Origin of the sequence: Moorena sp. SIO3I8 (assembly GCF_010692325.1) — a bacterium.
Lineage (GTDB): Bacteria > Cyanobacteriota > Cyanobacteriia > Cyanobacteriales > Coleofasciculaceae > Moorena.
Genome location: NZ_JAAHHW010000016.1, coordinates 80023 through 96805, shown reverse-complemented (window position 1 = coordinate 96805; position 16783 = coordinate 80023). Strand labels below are relative to the sequence as shown.

The 16783-nt window shown below is 43.1% G+C and carries 17 protein-coding genes; 7 read left to right on the top strand and 10 right to left on the bottom strand.

Annotated features, from left to right (window positions below):
- The first annotated feature begins 391 nt into the window (after positions 1 to 391).
- Both F6K51_RS08880 and F6K51_RS08875 read left to right on the top strand, forming a co-directional pair.
- Complete coding sequence (locus tag F6K51_RS08880; protein WP_293019766.1) at positions 392 to 2140, top strand: ABC transporter ATP-binding protein; 1749 nt, start codon at positions 392 to 394, stop codon at positions 2138 to 2140.
- A 379-nt stretch (positions 2141 to 2519) separates the two neighbouring features.
- On the top strand, positions 2520 to 2681 hold the full coding sequence (locus F6K51_RS08875) for a hypothetical protein (protein ID WP_293019668.1): 162 nt from the start codon (positions 2520 to 2522) through the stop codon (positions 2679 to 2681).
- A gap of 171 nt (positions 2682 to 2852) precedes the next feature.
- Here the strand turns inward: F6K51_RS08875 and F6K51_RS08870 are convergent, their stop codons facing one another.
- The 4 genes from F6K51_RS08870 to F6K51_RS08855 form a co-directional block, all read right to left on the bottom strand.
- A complete protein-coding gene (locus tag F6K51_RS08870) occupies positions 2853 to 3107 on the bottom strand; it encodes a hypothetical protein (protein ID WP_293019667.1) in 255 nt (84 codons plus the stop codon).
- Between the two features lie 296 nt (positions 3108 to 3403).
- Positions 3404 to 3727, bottom strand: a complete 324-nt coding sequence (locus F6K51_RS08865; protein ID WP_293019666.1) for an SDR family NAD(P)-dependent oxidoreductase — start codon at positions 3725 to 3727, stop codon at positions 3404 to 3406.
- Positions 3728 to 4069: 342 nt separating this feature from the next.
- Positions 4070 to 4651 carry a TetR/AcrR family transcriptional regulator gene (locus F6K51_RS08860; RefSeq protein WP_293019665.1) on the bottom strand — a complete coding sequence of 194 codons (582 nt, stop codon included), beginning with the start codon at positions 4649 to 4651 and terminating at the stop codon, positions 4070 to 4072.
- 731 nt (positions 4652 to 5382) lie between these two features.
- Entirely contained in the window at positions 5383 to 6672 is a 1290-nt protein-coding gene (locus F6K51_RS08855; protein ID WP_365939924.1) for a glycosyltransferase family 4 protein, read from the bottom strand.
- 963 nt (positions 6673 to 7635) lie between these two features.
- Between F6K51_RS08855 and F6K51_RS08850 the strand changes: the two genes are divergently transcribed.
- Both F6K51_RS08850 and F6K51_RS08845 read left to right on the top strand, forming a co-directional pair.
- Positions 7636 to 9006: a tetratricopeptide repeat protein gene (locus F6K51_RS08850; protein ID WP_293019663.1), complete on the top strand. Its 1371-nt coding sequence runs from the start codon at positions 7636 to 7638 to the stop codon at positions 9004 to 9006.
- Complete coding sequence (locus tag F6K51_RS08845; protein WP_293019661.1) at positions 9003 to 9410, top strand: hypothetical protein; 408 nt, start codon at positions 9003 to 9005, stop codon at positions 9408 to 9410. The genes F6K51_RS08850 and F6K51_RS08845 overlap by 4 nt, the downstream gene beginning before the upstream one ends.
- Positions 9411 to 9629: 219 nt before the next feature.
- Here the strand turns inward: F6K51_RS08845 and F6K51_RS08840 are convergent, their stop codons facing one another.
- Both F6K51_RS08840 and F6K51_RS08835 read right to left on the bottom strand, forming a co-directional pair.
- Positions 9630 to 9794, bottom strand: coding sequence for a hypothetical protein (locus F6K51_RS08840; RefSeq protein WP_293019659.1), 165 nt, complete (start codon positions 9792 to 9794; stop codon positions 9630 to 9632).
- On the bottom strand, positions 9778 to 10776 hold the full coding sequence (locus F6K51_RS08835) for a DNA cytosine methyltransferase (RefSeq protein ID WP_293019657.1): 999 nt from the start codon (positions 10774 to 10776) through the stop codon (positions 9778 to 9780). Before F6K51_RS08835 ends, F6K51_RS08840 begins: the two co-directional genes overlap by 17 nt.
- Before the next feature lie 145 nt (positions 10777 to 10921).
- Here F6K51_RS08835 and F6K51_RS08830 point away from each other — a divergent pair, with 145 nt between their 5' ends.
- The gene (locus F6K51_RS08830) at positions 10922 to 11416 is read left to right on the top strand and encodes a NaeI family type II restriction endonuclease (RefSeq protein ID WP_293019655.1); all 495 of its coding nucleotides are present in this window, start codon (positions 10922 to 10924) and stop codon (positions 11414 to 11416) included.
- A 558-nt stretch (positions 11417 to 11974) separates the two neighbouring features.
- Here F6K51_RS08830 and F6K51_RS08825 read toward each other — a convergent pair.
- Positions 11975 to 13426, bottom strand: coding sequence for a BCD family MFS transporter (locus tag F6K51_RS08825; protein ID WP_293019653.1), 1452 nt, complete (start codon positions 13424 to 13426; stop codon positions 11975 to 11977).
- Positions 13427 to 13436: 10 nt separating this feature from the next.
- Positions 13437 to 13583 carry a hypothetical protein gene (locus F6K51_RS08820; protein ID WP_293019651.1) on the bottom strand — a complete coding sequence of 49 codons (147 nt, stop codon included), beginning with the start codon at positions 13581 to 13583 and terminating at the stop codon, positions 13437 to 13439.
- A 103-nt stretch (positions 13584 to 13686) separates the two neighbouring features.
- Between F6K51_RS08820 and F6K51_RS08815 the strand changes: the two genes are divergently transcribed.
- Complete coding sequence (locus F6K51_RS08815) at positions 13687 to 14082, top strand: hypothetical protein (RefSeq protein ID WP_293019649.1); 396 nt, start codon at positions 13687 to 13689, stop codon at positions 14080 to 14082.
- Here F6K51_RS08815 and F6K51_RS08810 read toward each other — a convergent pair.
- Positions 13977 to 14786 carry a hypothetical protein gene (locus tag F6K51_RS08810; RefSeq protein WP_293019647.1) on the bottom strand — a complete coding sequence of 270 codons (810 nt, stop codon included), beginning with the start codon at positions 14784 to 14786 and terminating at the stop codon, positions 13977 to 13979. The two genes, F6K51_RS08815 and F6K51_RS08810, sit on opposite strands and share 106 nt — an antisense overlap.
- Positions 14787 to 14983: 197 nt before the next feature.
- On the opposite strand from F6K51_RS08810, the gene F6K51_RS08805 reads away from it, so the two are divergent.
- Positions 14984 to 15160 carry a hypothetical protein gene (locus F6K51_RS08805; protein WP_158069405.1) on the top strand — a complete coding sequence of 59 codons (177 nt, stop codon included), beginning with the start codon at positions 14984 to 14986 and terminating at the stop codon, positions 15158 to 15160.
- 71 nt (positions 15161 to 15231) lie between these two features.
- On the opposite strand, the gene acsF is transcribed toward F6K51_RS08805, so the two are convergent.
- Entirely contained in the window at positions 15232 to 16308 is a 1077-nt protein-coding gene (acsF, locus tag F6K51_RS08800; RefSeq protein ID WP_293019642.1) for a magnesium-protoporphyrin IX monomethyl ester (oxidative) cyclase, read from the bottom strand.
- Positions 16309 to 16783: the final 475 nt, after the last annotated feature.

Genomic DNA, 16783 nt, shown 5'->3' with positions numbered 1-16783 from the left:
CCTAAACTCAGCAAACTTAGTCATAGCTTACTTCTGACTTCTAACTTCTGACTTCTGACTTGCGCGTAGCGCTATATTACACGCAGTGCTATACGGTATAATAATCAACCATTGATTTGCTCTCTGGACTTATAGCGTTTCTCATAGCTATGAGGTACACATTATTTTTTCCATCTTACCTCTTACCTCTTAACTATTAACTGCTCCCTGCTCCCTGCTCCCTGCTCCCTAAAACCCAGAGATTTGTACCTCATGGGTATAATAATTGCTAGAATAATCCATTCCGCCTGATCAGTCAGGGTTAATTACTGTGTTGAATTCAAGGTCAAAGTCAAAACGAAATTCAAGGTTAAAGTCAAAACCAAATAAGCGTAAGCATTCCAACTCTCCCCTGCAGCGGCTGATTGGTTACGCTCAGCCCCATCGTTCCCTAATCGGGAAAGCGATCGCATGCTCAATCCTCAACAAAATCTTTGACTTAGCCCCTCCGGTCTTGATTGGGATGGCAGTGGATGTGGTGGTCAAACAACAAGATTCCTTGATAGCCCATCTAGGAGTAACGGATATCTTTAGCCAACTGGTATTGCTGGCATTCCTGAGCTTGATTGTCTGGGGATTGGAATCGGTCTTTCAATATACTTACCAACGATTATGGCGGAATCTGGCTCAAACCATTCAACACGAATTGCGCCTAGATGCTTACTCTCATCTGCAATTGTTGGAACTAGCGTATTTTGAAGATAGTAGTACAGGGGGATTGATGTCTATCCTGAGTGATGATATCAACCAACTAGAACGCTTTCTCGATATTGGTGCCAACGAAATTCTCCAGATAGCCACAAGCATTATTACTATCAGTGCGGGCTTCTTTATCGTTGCTCCCAATGTAGCTTGGATAACTCTGATCCCTATCCCCTTTATCCTCTGGGGTTCGATTACCTTTCAAGGTCTGCTTGCTCCCCGTTATGCAGAGGTGCGGGAAAAGGTAGGGTTACTCAATGGACAGTTAGCAAATAATCTAACTGGGATTACTACCATTAAAAGCTTTACAGCGGAAGACTATGAAGCAAAGCGGATAGAGGCACAAAGTCTAGGGTATCAGCACAGTAACCAGAAAGCGATCGCATTTTCTGCTGCCTTTGTCCCTTTGATTCGGATGTTAATCCTATTTGGGTTTACCGGAATTCTGCTCTACGGTGGTAAGTCCGCAGCCGCCGGGGAACTAGCAGTAGGTACCTACAGTGTCTTAGTTTTCATGACTCAGCGCTTGCTGTGGCCATTAACTCGACTGGGTAACACCCTCGATCAGTATCAACGAGCCATGGCATCCACCACTAGGGTAATGAATCTGCTGGATACCCCGATTGCCATGCACTCTGGGGATACACCATTGCCTAGGTCTGAGGTTAAAGGTGAATTGGTATTAAATAATGTGACATTTGCCTACCGTAATCGCCCCCCTGTGGTTGAAAATCTCTGCCTCCACATTCCCGCCACCAAGACTATCGCGATAGTAGGTTCCACAGGGTCTGGTAAAAGTACCTTAGTGAAACTGTTATTAAGACTATACGAAATCCAAGCAGGTTCGATAACCCTTGATGGGATTGACATCAGACAGCTGAAGCTCAAAGACTTACGCCATGCTATTGGTCTAGTTAGCCAGGATGTATTTTTATTCCACGGCACCGTAGAAGAGAATATCACCTACGGCACTTTTGATGCCACCACCGAGGAAATAGTTGCTGCCGCTAAGACCGCAGAAGCCCATGAATTTATCATGCAGCTGCCCCAAGGCTATGACACCATTGTGGGAGAGCGGGGTCAGAAACTATCTGGAGGACAACAGCAACGAATTGCGATCGCACGAGCACTATTGAAAGACCCCCCAATCTTGATTCTAGATGAAGCCACCTCCGCTGTTGATAATGAAACCGAAGCCGCCATTCAGCGCTCCCTAGAAAAGATTACCCAAAATCGCACAACCATTGCGATCGCTCATCGGTTGTCCACAGTCCGCAATGCCGATTGTATTTATGTAATCGAGCAAGGCAAATTAGTAGAACAAGGACGACATGAAGAGTTGTTAGAGCAACAGGGAATTTATGCCATGCTGTGGCGGGTACAGTCTGGAGTGAAGTAATAGGAGTGTGGGGAGGGTGGGGAGATGGGGAGATGGGGAGATGGGGAGATGTTTATTAAGTTCGTAGGGTGGGTTAGGTGGGGCCAGGATTTTGAGCAATGACCAATCAGTTTTTATCCGCACCGTAACCCACCTTCTTAAAATTTCGCCCCTGACTACTAACGCTTTTTAATTAATTAAACCCAACCAAGCTAATGCAAATGTTGGGTTTCGTATCTCAACCCAACCTACACGCTGACGCTTTGTAATTAATTAAACCCAACCAAGCTAGTGCAAATGTTGGGTTTCGTACCTCAACCCAACCTACACGCTAAGGCGCTTCAACTTGATCACCTTTAACAGTAAACCTACCCTTCACCGAACGCCAAAGACGAACAACTTGATAACTTTAAAGCTGCTAACCTTCAACTTGATAACTTTAAAGCTGCTAACCTTCAACCTGCTAACCTTCAACTTGATAACTTTAAAGCTGCTAACCTTCAACCTTCTAACCTTGGCCTTTCGGCCACGCTACGCGAACAACCTCCTAACCTTCTGCTAACCATAAAAAAAATAGCCGTAGAAATAATTTCCACGGCTGGCTGAAATCCACAGTAAGTTGATTTCACTACTTATGTTATATGACTTTGTTCCATGACCAGTCTGATCATGATCTTACGTGATTAGACCTGGTCTTTTAGCTAGGGGGGAAACCCCCCAGCTGCTTAAAATCTTAATCCAGAATTAGGTACCTCGTCAAAGTACTAATCACTTCTCCAGGAATGCCACTCGGCTCAAGAGGAGTCCACTCATAAAGTTGTGCGTAGCCCTGGGTATACAGGGAATAGATGGTATTCATTACTGCCTTACGGGAGCCCTTTAACCTGTGCTCAACCGGTTCTTTATTCCCGAAAACAAATTGAGTAGTATTCCCCGGAATTAGATACTCTGGATTATTGTCAGGATTCGGAACAAAGTCTGTAAACATGATTAACAAATTCCATGGGTTTGTAGATTATAATCATAATTATTATATTTTTGTTTGTCAAGAGATTTTATAAATTTTTTTTGTAAGCGATCAGCTATCAGATTTTGAATAATAAATGTAGCGTGTTATTGGAAATAATATAAAGCTATAAACCTTATTAGTAGAGTTAATTAATGTTCAAATATGCTCTTAAATAGCCGCTATATTATCGTTTTTTTACCTTTTATTTTTTATAAAGTAATTATCAATTTTTTGATAAACTTTTGGGGTGCATCTCACTGTATTTATGCCGCCACTCATGGGGAGATGGGGAGATGGGGAGATGGGGAGATGGGGAGATTGGGAGATTGGCGGAAGAGAAAGTTGTACCTTTGACCGCAACTTAGTATTAAACGATTAATTAAAGCATTCCTCATCTGTGGATCGGAGATATTTGCTAACTCACCCACTACCGTTCCATATTGACTAAGTTCCGTTACTGCTTCTTCCAGTTTAGGCTGACGTGAGCCAATTAAAACCGCAGCACCACCCTGCTGAAGAATTAATTGAGCAACCGCTTTACCCATACCACTTGTGCCACCAACAACAATGATTTTTTGTCCCGCAAATTCTTGTGTCATGATTATCTCCTTAATTGATTGATAGTTAGAATTCAATTACCTACTAGAAGGTAGATAATTGAATAAAAAAAATTATTCCTTTATCAGCTGTCAGCCGTCAGCCGTCAGCGGTCAGCTGTCAGCTTATTTTATTCTCAAGTAGTGTGGAACAGGCTTCTAGCCTGTGACTTTCGCATCAGCACCTCAAGTAGTGTGGAACAGGCTTCTAGCCTGTGACCCATAGCCCATTAGCTGATAGCTGACCGCTGACCACTGACCGCTGTTCGCGTAGCGTGCGCGTAGCGCTTAAGCTGATCGCTGACCGCTGATAGCTGTTCGCGTAGCGTGCGCGTAGCGCTTAAGCTAATCGCTGACCGCTGATAGCTTCTCTTTCAGACATGCACCAGTAATCTGATCAAAAGCAGCACTACTATCTTCCGCTACCCGGGCTAATAATTGCGCTCCTTGTAACATGGAAAGTAGCATTTTTGCTTCTACTTCCAACGATTGGCTACACTGCCAAGCCTGGGTTTCACAGCCACGGTGCAATAGTCTGGCTACCCAAGATTCAGTGACAGAAAAGAAACTTCTGATCTCTGCTTGGATTTCGGAATTTAAAACACTCAAATCTGCTGTCAACATTCCACACAAACAAATTTTATTGTCTTGCAAACCATCTCGATAGAGATTCACAAACTCTCTCAATTGTGCTTGGGGTGTGTTTTCCTGTTGCTCAATCTCAAGACATTTTCGTGTGAAGTTTTTTTGGTATCGTTTAACTAATTCCTTTACCAAATCATCCTTAGATGGAAAATGGTAATGGATACTAGCCTTACGGATACCTATTTCTTTGGAAATGTCCGCGTAACTAAAGGCGCTGTAGCCTCGGTTGCGCACCATGGATTGAGCTACGTCTAGGATTTGTTGAGCAGTTTTCTGTTTCATGACTTTAGGCTACCTACTACTAGGTAGGTTTGTCAAGTCTTTTTTGGAAAGGGAGTAGGGAGTAGGGAGTAGGGAGTAGGGAACAGGGAACAGGGAACAGGGAACAGGGAACAGGGAACAGGGAACAGGGAACAGGGAACAACAATTCTCACAATTCCCACACAGATTGCTACAGGATCAGGTGTAGCAGAAACACCTCCATACGGGATTAACCATAATGTTAAGAATTAATACAGCAATAGCAACACTTAGTCATACAAGTGGTATATGGCGATTTGAGATTTATCCTGTGAGTCAACCTCAAATCGCCATTAAAATTCCTCCAACTCTTCTCCCAGAACTCAATAGCTGCTAAGTTGAGCAAACTGGTAGATCAGAGACTGATGTCATTGTTGATGCGATCGCGCTTATACCTGGCTGTGCTGAAAACATTCCCATCACTCAGACAATGGCTGAATTTGAGAAAACGGGCTCTCCCGAACTTGATGTGTAAAATCACTAGTTGTGTAGCACTACCCTTCCATTATTTTAAATGTCGATTGTAGTTCATCCCTCAACACTCATACACAGTTGCTGCTTGATCTACTCTATACCTGATCGATGACTCCTTACTTTCCCCTTTGTAAAAAACCTACACTTGTGAGGCTCCATACTTCCCTTCTTTTTTACAAAAATGAGTCCACCCAACAGACTTTTTGTCAATACCCCCTACCGTAATTCTTACCCTTTTTTTAGCGATCAGATAATTTTTTGCTAATCATTTGATGGTAAACATTAACAATTTGTTTGGCTTTGTTGCTCCATTCAAATTCTTGAACTCTTTCGATAGATTTAGCTGACATTTTTTTTCGTAGTTCTTCATCTGTAGCCAGTACTTGGATTTTATTGGTTAGTTCTTTCGTCAGATATTCTCTCGAAATAGGTTCGATTTTAAAACCCGTTTCCTCAGTTACATATTCACCAATACCGCCATTATTTGCCACAATACAAGGTAGCCCACAAGCCATCGCCTCTAAAACCACTGCTCCACCAAACTCCCTGATAGAGGGGAAGCAAAAAATATCGGACTTACGGTAATACTCAAGTGTTTCCTGCTGGGTAACCCAACCCACCAAATTTACTACTTTTTCTAAACCAAGTTCTTGCACTCTGTTCAGAAGATTGTCTTTCTCTGAACCATCGCCAACTATTGTTAGTTGAATTTTATTTTTGATGCTTTTGTCCAATTTACTAATTGCTTCTATGACGATATCAGGACACTTATAGGGAACTAATCTCCCAACAAATAGTAAATGAAGCTTGTTACCATTACTGCGGGTACTCACTTGTGTTAAAAAATCCTGGGATATCCCATTCTCATAGAAAAGCTCGATCTTATCATCTGGAATTTTAAACAGGTCTTTTAACATATTTAAAGTATAGGTAGATCCTGCTAAAATTTTGTCTGCTTTCTTGTAAGTAGCCACATAGCCTGGTATGAAGTATCGACCAATAGCTCTCAAGAAATTTAAATGAGCATATTCTTTTTTTGCTATTTTTTGAAATCCTTCTGGAAAGGGAACACCACCGTTAACTGGACCGAGAAGGAAAGGAGTTTGCTTACATGCTTTGATTGCCTTAACAGGATATCTTGGCATTATCGGAGTTAGTGCATGCACCACATCATAATCTCCATTCAGTATTTGTTTTCGGAATTTTTTATAAACCAGGTGATTAAATTCTTCGTAAATAGGGTAGCTTAATGTATGTAATAAAGGCCAATTTATTCTACCCCTTATTGTAGTAATTTTTCCCAAAAAGCTATAATACAATTTGCTGAATTTACTCTCGCTAAAATAAACTATTTTATGAGTATTTTCCCTTGACTTTTCAAGAGCTTCTTTATTTCGTTCGTGGGTAACAAGAGTTACATCAACAATTTGGCTAATTTTTTCAAAGTATTTGTAAGCTAATAAAGGTACAGACGGCCACTCAGGATTACATTGCTCTATTATTAGTAATACTTTTATTTGGCTAAACATTATATTTTTTATCAAATTAAAAATAAAAATAATTTAATTTATATAATTCATTCTGTATATATCTATTTATTCCGGATTTTTTTTGATGATAAAAATTACATAATAAAAAAAAATAGTTAAGCACCTAAACAAAATTAATTGCCTACTATCAATCTATGTAACCCATATATTGCAAGGGTTTGAGTTTTAGAAAATGTGTAATTAATTTTATGCACCTGCTTATTAATATCGGCTCTTCCGTACTTGTTATGCTAAATAAACACTGTGCCAAAGGGAGCAGGGACTGAGGCCGTAGGCCACGCTACGCGAACGGAGCAGAAGAAAGAGGCCGTATTCAGAACATTTTGTTAGTTAAAGAGCCTCATAACCCTTGTAGAGTAACCTTTATGAGTTTCTGAACTGAAAATTTAGCATAGCAGGTACTGAAGAACCTTAATATCTAGGGTGGGCAGTCCATCTCACCGATTTATTTGCTGGCAACAGCCTTACTACGCACTACCCATCCTGCTAGAGGGGCGACAAGCGCCCCTCTAGCTTTTTGTTGCTTTATCTGGTCGTGATAGGATTGGGAAATGTCTTCTGGCCTAAGGTTTCGCAACCGTTGCTGGGCTTTCTGTAAAGCACTAGCTGATGTCGGTGAGCAGAAATACCTCCAGAGCAGATTTGCCCTAATGTTAAGAATTAATACAGCAATAGCAACACTTAGTCATACAAGTGGTATTTTAAAGCTACTTTAGATTGATGCTATTACTAAACCTCAAATCGCCATTAGGATTCCTCCAACCCTTTTCCATAACTCAATAGCTACTAGGTTGAGCAAACTGGTAGATCAGAGACTGATGTGATTGTTGGTGCGATCGCGCTTATACCTGGCTGTGTTGAAAACATTCCCATCACTCAGACAATGGCTTAATTTTAGAAAAGGTTGTTGTAATGTGAGGCAATTAAATGTCAAGTCAGCTTATGCCAGGAGAAACTCCTAAGACTAACTCTGCTATATCAAAGTTAGAGTCTGCTATTCAAGGTTACACTGATGCACTGACTAAACTTGAAGATACTAGCTGGCCAGGGAGCATCCCATTTTGGCAAATATATCTTTTTATGTGGGCGGTAGAATCACAATCATACAGCTTAATGCGGTATGTTTCTTCCAAAGTGGGATGCTCCCGCTCGCCATCAAAAGAAACAGTTCTAGAAGTTTTGACTGCTCGTGATACAGTTCAAGCAGAATTAAGCAATCAATCAAATATTCCTATAGGAAGCTTGATTAAGCTTAACGATCTAGATAACCGATTAAAGAAAGAGACTAATAAGATTACCACAGTAGTAGATCTAACTGAATGGCATTCTATTTTGAACCCTAAAGTAGAAGCTTGGTGGTGGTTCTTCAAACCTCCAAAGCATCGATGGGATTATCTGGACTGGCTATGGAAAATACTGACCGTTGTATTTCTAACATCGTCGTTGAGTTTAACCGTAGACATTTCCTCACGCTTTCTCAGTGGTGGACCAGATACCTTAGGGGCTTTTGTTACTGCTACTCAGAGCGTCCTGACACTATTGGCTGGTAGAAGCGCTCTCACAAAAGCTGGACAGGATTCAATCAAACGTGCTCTTACCCGTTTGAATATTCCTAAATATTTGTGGGAAGAAGTAAGTTGTGGCATTGCCTTCAGTCTTTTACTAGTTTCTGTTACCTTTCGTTTGTCGTTACCTGAGATTGCAATTTTTTACAAAAATCTTGGTGATCGATACACGTTTGATAATGATACTCCGCAATTATCTGTCGCCATATCAAGCTACAAACGAGCACTCCTCCTTAATCCTGACTACGTTGAACCTCATTATAAATTAGGAGTAGTTTACGAAAAAATACAAGACAATGAAAAAGCTATCGCTCAATATAAAATTGCTGTCCAAGATGACTTTGATTCTGCTTATAATAACTTAGGTAGAATGTATATTCTAAACAAAAAATATTATCAAGCTAGTTCTTTGTTACTAACAGGTCTAATCCTAAATGAGAATGATGAAGTGAGATACTATTTGCTGAAAAACCTGGGGTGGGCTCGGCTAAAACAAAATCGCTACGCTGAGGCAAAACGTCATCTCCAGGACGCTATTAATTTAGATAATAAAAAGGCACCAGCTTACTGTTTGCTAGCGCAGGTATTAGAAGAAGCAGGTGACAATAACACTGCAATAATTATGAATAATTGGAGATATTGCCTTGGATATTCCTCCCGTTATAATATAGATGAAGACAAATGGATTGACCAAGCTAGACAGCGCTTAGAAACTGGCTTAACTAAACAGTTGCCCAATAAAAAATGAAACACATAGTAGCTGCTTTGACAATCGTTGGTATTACCGTTGCACAAGGTTTTACGAATCAAGTTCTTGCTAATGAATCACCTGTAGGAACTGTGGATAAAGCTCAGGGATTTGGTACGATCCTCCGCTTCTCTGAAAGCGTTTTCATTGCTGTATCGATAGGTGAAAAGCTTTATCCTGGTGACTTACTATTTATAGCTAGGGGAGCTTATGTAGTCATTGAGTGCCACAACAACAACAAATGGACTATACCTGAAGGTATTTTGGTGGGCGTGAATAATGCTTGTGGGCAACCAATCAGCCGATTTAGCGAAAACCCTCCGGAGAAGGGTGTCTTTTATTCTCCTGGGTATGGTCATGATTATGGTCCTACTCCTCGTAGGAGGGGTAGTGGTGCCAGGTAACCCGAGCTTTCCTAAGCGGAACTGTAGCATATAGTGCATACAGATGTAGGGTGGGCAGTGCATCACACCGATTCAGTTGCTTGCCATCGCCTGACTACCTACTGCCCACCAACTGACTAGTTCATGTCGGTGGGCAGTGGATCACACCAATTCATTTGTTTGCGTTCGCGTAGCGTGACCTACGGTGAATCGCTTTACTAGCCACTGCCCACCCTACGATTAATGATTTTTGAGTATCCGGGCTTCCACCTCAACCAGAGCAGCCAGCATCTCAGGCAAAACCGTGCTAGCCATCAACCAGCCTAAGGATTTTCTGTTAACATTCTTCTTTCCGGTCTGCTTTTGACCAAGCCAGCAACACCTAAATTCAAGCCACATCGGCACTGAAAAGTTCCAATTGCTTGGGTTTGGTAGCACTGACTTCCACTTTGTTGAGAGCACACACAATAGACCGTCCAACATGGCGAGAGACTGCTGGAGGAAGTGCATTCCCAATTTGACGATACTGGGCAGTTTTTCCTCCTACAAACTCCCAGTCATCGGGAAAGTTTTGTAGCCGAGCCGCCATGCGCAGGGTTAATCGGGGCAATGCATCAATCGGGGTTTGGGAACTGGGCGGAGAATTGGCAATGCCTTTACCATCGACTCCCAGTTCTGCCCACTTTTTCTTGGCTCGTGTCGGGCCAAGGTCAGCCCCGCCATGCTTCTTGGAGCCACCAACTAATGTGGGAGCGATCGCTTGTGCTTTACTCATCCATGCCTCTGCCCCAGGCCAACCGTCAGAACCCATCAAATCTCCAATCGTGTTAGCGACAGTTGGAGGTTCAGGAATAGGTTCAGGCCATTCAAAAAAAGGGACATACTCTTTTCTGAGGGCAACCAAAATAAACCGAGGACGGAGTTGGGGCACACTATAATCCGATGCATTCAGTACCCGCCACTGCATGATCATACCCATCTTCCGAAACTCAGAATTTAATGCCGTTCGGTAGTCAGCAAACTTCTTACTGGAAAAGCCTCGCACATTTTCCAACAGTACAGCTTTGGGTTGTACCTGATGAATTAACCGTAGGGCATCCGGAAATAAATCACGCTCATCATTCCCCCCCTTTTGCTGCCCCGCAATCGAGAAGGGAGGGCACGGAACCCCTGCTGCAAAAAGGTCTACATTTTCATAGGAAGAGCAGTCTAAGGTGCGGACATCACACAATTGGGGGTTCCAGCCAGAACGATTCTTCAGAAGCGTTGCATGGGCATACTTGTCATTATCAAACACGACCAGGTGCTTAAAGCCAGCCTGTTCTAAGCCCAATGCCATTCCCCCAGCACCCGCACAAATTTCAATAGCAGTTAACTGTTGTGTCACCTTTGCCTCCAGTTATTGTTCAGATATTGGGTTCAGGTAAGAGCGTTCGCGTAGCGTGACCTACGGTCAATCGCATCCGTGAAGGACTAACCCTAAATTTACACTACACGTTACACTTGTATGAGCTTTATCAAGGTTAAACAATTTGGACGCCAAACTCGAAAAGCTCTTCAGCACCCTTAATACTATCAAAAACTTTGAATCCCGCTATGGCAAAGTAATTCGAGATGCGATGGATTACGTTATTGATGGTGAACGAATGGGGCGCACTCGACTTGCAGAAGTAGAGAAAGCGGAGAAAACGATTTTCGGAATAAAAGTAGAAGCTTATCTGCGCCATGAGTTTAGATGGGAAAGAGGAACCAAATTAGATTTATACTTGATTGACATTGAATTTGATTCAAAAGCAACAATTGGGAAAACGTGGATGATACCTCCTGAAGCAATTGGGGAAATATGCCTCCTGACACGCATCAATGAAGACGAGATGTTTTTCCAAGCAGGGCTTCTGAGAGCCAACCCAGATATGTTGACTAAAGGTAGCAACCAAGACAAGAAAAAAAGTGTTTCCGCTGTGGGTAAGCAACACATTAAATGGCTTATCCCAAACGGGGAAATACCAAAACTCTCTGATTTCTAACTAATATCATCTCCGGGGGTAGTGATTGAAAACACTTTTATCTGCTGGTGATAGAAGTTTTGGAACACCTAAAGATGTGCTGGGGTCTTCCGTTTGAGGAGATAAAGGGACAAGGCTACTAATCCAAGCTACTATTTGCTTTTTTTTGATCACTCATCGTATCTTTTGCTGTAACCCTACATCTCTATATCGGTAGCCACAGCAAAATTTACTTTTTTTATTGACCTATCCTACACCTCTTCTACAAGTCACCAACTTCAGCTCAAGCAACAGGTGATAAGAATTGGCGGTAGTACAACAGCATAAAACTTCTAACGCTGCCAGGTCTATTAAAAGCGATCGCATTCAACAGACCTAATAACCTTGGCCTTTTGGCCACGCTACGCGAATAACCTTCTGGTGCGTTACGGGGCGGGCTTTCCCAACACTTGCTACGAGGTTTAATATGATGGCCAGCCCACCCCTAACGCACCCTACGCCTGCTATTAAAAGCGATCGCATTCAATAGACCTAATAACCTTCAACCTACTAACCTTCAACCTCCTAACCTCCTAACCTTCAACCATCCAAATCTCCTTCCATCACAGCAGCGATCGCATGTTGAGCATTATCCTGGAATTCCTTAAAATTCACTTTACCCAGGAACCAAATTGCCACTATCATCCCTGCGGATTGGAGAGCAAACACGACACCATAAGCCAAGACTGGGGTAGTAAAAATTGCTCTACCTACATCAAGAATCACACCACCGCTGGCTACTGCTATGCCTCGTGCCATAGCTTGCCCTAATCCCCATGCTCCCACAAAGGTGCCAGCTGCTTCTGCTGCGGTTAGATCTAACATCAAACTGAGAGCCCCTGTGGTAGCGATACCAGTAGATAAACCAAATAAGAGTAAGGTTCCCTGGAATAGCTGAGCATTTCCGGTAAATCCTGACATAATAATCAAGATAAAGCAGATAGATACCGCTAAACAGCCTAATTGAGTGGTTTTGCGCTTACCTAAATTGGGAATTAGGAAAAAGCCAGTTGCGCTCAAGCTCATCAACATCCCAATCCCCCAGTAGCTATTCAGTAGAGAGGTTTGAGGAATTGACATATTAAAGACCTCTCCCCCATAGGGTTCTAGCACTGCTTCCTGGAGAAATAGGCTGATGGTCATGATCACCAAAAAGGTGAAAAACAGGCCAGTTTGGGGACTAGCCGTTAATAGTTTTAGGGATTGGCCCAAGGTAATCTGGTCTTCGCGATTCGCTAGGATAGAACGGGAAGAATAGCGCGAGTATTTTTTCTCGATTCCAAAGGTGGCTAATACCGCTAGCCCGAACACCATTAAGGGTACGAAGAAAAACAGCCCAGTAATTGATGACCGCAATACTTCCAGGGATGTATCAATATTATCTAATCCCTTCAGCAAAATTGTGCTACTGATGCCGCCAATGGCAATACCTACAGTCATCATTGACCAGATAATACCGATTAATTTGCCACGGTTGTCTTCATCAGAAATATCCACTAATAAGGTAAAAAAGGTAGTGGAACTCATACTCACAGCCATACCGTAGAGAGCAAAAATTAGAGCCCCAAGAGCGACCCAACTATAGGCTGGAATTGACCATGTCCAACTTCCAGCCCCTTCGACGAGATTGCCCAATTGCCAGGTGATTTGTACCGCTAAGGATAGGATAATCATAAATAACCCGCTTCCCATCCAGACGTAACCAGTACGGTGATATCCAAAGACGGGTTTAGTATCCGAGAGCTGACCAAACCATACCCTGGCTGGGGCAATAAACAGCGAAATGGCTAGAAGGCTCCCGGTAATTGAGGCTGGAATACCTAGCTCGTCGATCATCACTCGGTTGAGCACTCCTAGGGTCAGCACTGCCAAGATCCCTAATCCCATCTGGAATAGACCAAGCCGGAACATGGTAAATAGATTAATCTTGGGAAGTCTGTGGTGCTGTGCTGAGGAGGGAAGCTCAGACTTGACTACATTACTGGTTTTCATCGGTAGAGTTTTACTTTAGTGTGGGGAAACAGAGGGAATCGGGAATCGGGAATCGGGAATCGGGAATCGGGAATCGGGAATCGGGAATCGGGAATCGGGAATCGGGAATAGTAGGAAAGAGATCCGAGGATTGTTTGGTGTTATGACAAATTAGCATTGGGTTTCATGATCAATTTGGATATGTTATAGGTAAATCCTATAGCGAAATGGCTGAGATCAAATCCCTAAATGGCTTAGCTTGATGGGCTCGATAAATGTGATTGGCCTACGGCCACGCTACGGGAATGGCCACGCTACGCGAACGCTCTAGACTTCCGATTCCCGATTCCCGACTCCCGATTCCCGATTCCCGATTCCCGATTCCCGACTCCCGACTCCCGACTCCCGACTCCCGACTCCCGACTGCCGACTCCCAATTCCCGATTCCCGATTCCCGAACCAAATATAAAAAACCTACCCCTGTGAGCTCCGTGGAATGGGCATCTTGCCCGTTTCCTCCTTATTTTCGCGCGGGCAGGATGCCCACTCTACTCCTAACCCTCTCAACATCTCAGGGCATCCATTCCAAGCCAATCCCCACCCGACTATCCTTATTTTCGATAGAATTCTGTTTCTCAATATCCGTAGCAAGCCGCAAATTGGGAGTAAGGGCATAACCAAAGGAAAGCTTGCTTATCCCGACCTCATCACTACTGCCAATAGAAACAAAACTTTGAGTGAAGGAAATATCAGCGGCACCAGTCCGAGACAAAACCAATAGCAACCGCGCTCCCACATTTACCCCATCGGTAGAGTAACCATCAGTTTCCAAATTGCGATAACCCACCATCGGGGCAACATTAAAATAACTCCCTAAGGGCAGTACATAATACCGCAAATCTACCCCAAAGGTTTCTCGCTCACCATTAAACGAAGCCTGATAATCCCCACTCACCGTCAAGCCAGAATTACCAATAAACACATCTTCCACTCCCACATTCACCCCTGCGGCTTGTCCATTAGAGGGAAACTGGGAGTAACCCAACCGCAAGCGAGTGCGAAAACTGGGTTGATTGCGAATATCCTGCCAAACATCCGGCACCTCCTCTAGCCAACGCTGTAGCACTGGACTGCCTTCGATTATCTCTGGACTTAAATCCAACTCCTGGGCTGCTGAATTACCAGGAGGATCAGACTGGGGGGACTCTGGTAATTTCTCTGGAGTAGGCTGAGGCGGATTCCCCTGGGTTTCCTCTGGGTTGCCTGTAGTCGAGTCCGGTACTGGCACAGTTTGACTCCCAGCTCGGTAAGCAACTGTGAAGGTAAACGTTAGTCCCAGTAATCCCGTTTTTAGATACTTAAGTCCCAAATTTTTTAACACTCAACAATAAAAAATACACTAACAGAACTGACGCACCTATACCGATAAAACTTCTGTCATTCTTGTATCATTTCCGGATCTAAGGGAGTAGGGAATAGGGAGTAGGGAGTAGGGAGTAGGGAATAGGGAATAGGGAATAGGGAGTAGGGGGAGAGGGTTTTACGGTTTGTTTTATAACGGAATAATATTCAATTTAAATGCACAACAGGTTAAGTATTAGAAACGCTATAATTACCCTTACTAAAAATCTCCCCCATCTCCCCATCTCCCCATCTCCCTATCTCCCCATCTCCCTATCTCCCCAAACTTACAGCACTTACAACCCGATTCCCGATTCCCGATTCCCGATTCCCGATTCCCGACTCCCAGGGTAAATCAAAAAAAAGTGATCCTACCTAATGTAGAATCACCACAAAAACGAAGCTAACAGTTAGCGGAGCAAACTTTAGATCATAGAACCATGTTTAGCCGTCATATCAATCGGCTTAATCAGGTACAATTTTAGGAGCTGCCAGGCATTAGACATGTAGAGTGGCAACTTCTGGAATATTTGCAAGAACTTAGGCGTATTTGAATTAGCGATCGCTCTTAGCTTATCATTATTCCGGACACAAATCTCCAGACGCTCATAAAATTCCGGATGGTCTACATCCAGAATAACTGGGAAGACCCGTCCTGAGGTGTCGTTAGTCTTCTCAATCACATGCTTATCATATTCACGAGCATCTAAACCAATGGAGGCATAAAATCCATACCGCTGAACATCATTCAGATACATAGTGGCAAACACCGACAGCAAGAAGAATCTCGACCAAAGCTTAGCCTGCCAATCATTCAGCGTATTCGGCTGGGCTCTCATGATCGCATCAAAGAAATCCCCATGACGGTTTTCATCCTGACACCAGTTTTCAAAGAACCGGAAAATTGGATAGATTCGGTCTTCAGGATGGGCTTCTAAATGGCGATAGATAGTAATGTAGCGCCAATAGCCAATCTTCTCAGACAGATAGGTAGCGTAGAAAATAAACTTCGGCTGAAAGAAGGTGTACTTCTTGCTCTTAGTCAGGAATCCCAAATCCAGCTGTAGATTGAAATCTGACATAGCCTTGTTCAGGAATCCCGAATGACGTGCTTCATCACGAGACATCAGGGTAAAGCACTCTGCCAGCACAGGATTTTTATGCTTTAAGCGCCGTCCCAATTCCTTATAGAGCAAGAAACCAGAGAATTCCGCTGTACAGGAACGTTCCAGAAATTCAACAAATAACCGGCGTTTTTCCCCATCAATGTGATCCCAGGATTGATTAAACTCCTCATCCCGGACAAAATGGTGACGATTGTAATCAGCTCGAAACTCTTCCAGGATGGCTTCCAGTTCATCCTGATTAGGCGAGAGGTCCATCTTCGCCATTGCTTCAAAGTCAGTAGTGTAGAACCGGGGAGTTAGGATCGTGTCCTTCGCCGGTACCTTTATACCGGGTCGGATTTCATCAAAATCAGGTTTTTTAAGGGAATCTACCATCTTAAGCTCTTGCTTGCTTGTTATAGTTGCTTACCATTCTCGGTGGCCTGGTGTGGACAGATCCGGGTCACTCAACCCAAGCCCAAACCAATGACAATGATCTAGCAATCGGGATCAGCTCGTGAAACCAGAAAGATTCCCCACACAGGGAACACAAGGAAACACCTTGCCCCAGGGTCAGTTTCACCAATCAATAACGATTGCTATATATTGCTGCTATATATTGCTTTCTGAGTTTACCAGGGTATTGGTGATCTCAAACGCCTGTTTAGGTTAAGAGTTACAACGTAATTTAAAGTTTTATTACATTTTGCCCCTGCCGTAGCTTAAACCTGAATCCTTAAGCAAACCTGAAAGCTTAAGCAAACCTGAACGGTGAAAGCTGTTACATAACTTAACTAAAAGAATTATTTAATAAAGTTATTTAACAATCAAGTTATTACCTTTTTCGTTATCATCTTTATAGTTTTGACCT

What these genes read in the sequence shown, in the direction of transcription:
- F6K51_RS08805 (WP_158069405.1), top strand. Translation starts at nt 14,984, where the DNA reads ATGCACAACAGGTTAAGTATTAGAAACGCTATAATTACCCTTACTAAA.
- F6K51_RS08855 (WP_365939924.1), bottom strand. Translation starts at nt 6,672, where the DNA reads ATGTTTAGCCAAATAAAAGTATTACTAATAATAGAGCAATGTAATCCT.
- F6K51_RS08850 (WP_293019663.1), top strand. Translation starts at nt 7,636, where the DNA reads ATGCCAGGAGAAACTCCTAAGACTAACTCTGCTATATCAAAGTTAGAG.
- F6K51_RS08820 (WP_293019651.1), bottom strand. Translation starts at nt 13,583, where the DNA reads ATGCTAATTTGTCATAACACCAAACAATCCTCGGATCTCTTTCCTACT.
- F6K51_RS08825 (WP_293019653.1), bottom strand. Translation starts at nt 13,426, where the DNA reads ATGAAAACCAGTAATGTAGTCAAGTCTGAGCTTCCCTCCTCAGCACAG.
- F6K51_RS08860 (WP_293019665.1), bottom strand. Translation starts at nt 4,651, where the DNA reads ATGAAACAGAAAACTGCTCAACAAATCCTAGACGTAGCTCAATCCATG.
- F6K51_RS08870 (WP_293019667.1), bottom strand. Translation starts at nt 3,107, where the DNA reads ATGTTTACAGACTTTGTTCCGAATCCTGACAATAATCCAGAGTATCTA.
- F6K51_RS08865 (WP_293019666.1), bottom strand. Translation starts at nt 3,727, where the DNA reads ATGACACAAGAATTTGCGGGACAAAAAATCATTGTTGTTGGTGGCACA.
- acsF (WP_293019642.1), bottom strand. Translation starts at nt 16,308, where the DNA reads ATGGTAGATTCCCTTAAAAAACCTGATTTTGATGAAATCCGACCCGGT.
- F6K51_RS08845 (WP_293019661.1), top strand. Translation starts at nt 9,003, where the DNA reads ATGAAACACATAGTAGCTGCTTTGACAATCGTTGGTATTACCGTTGCA.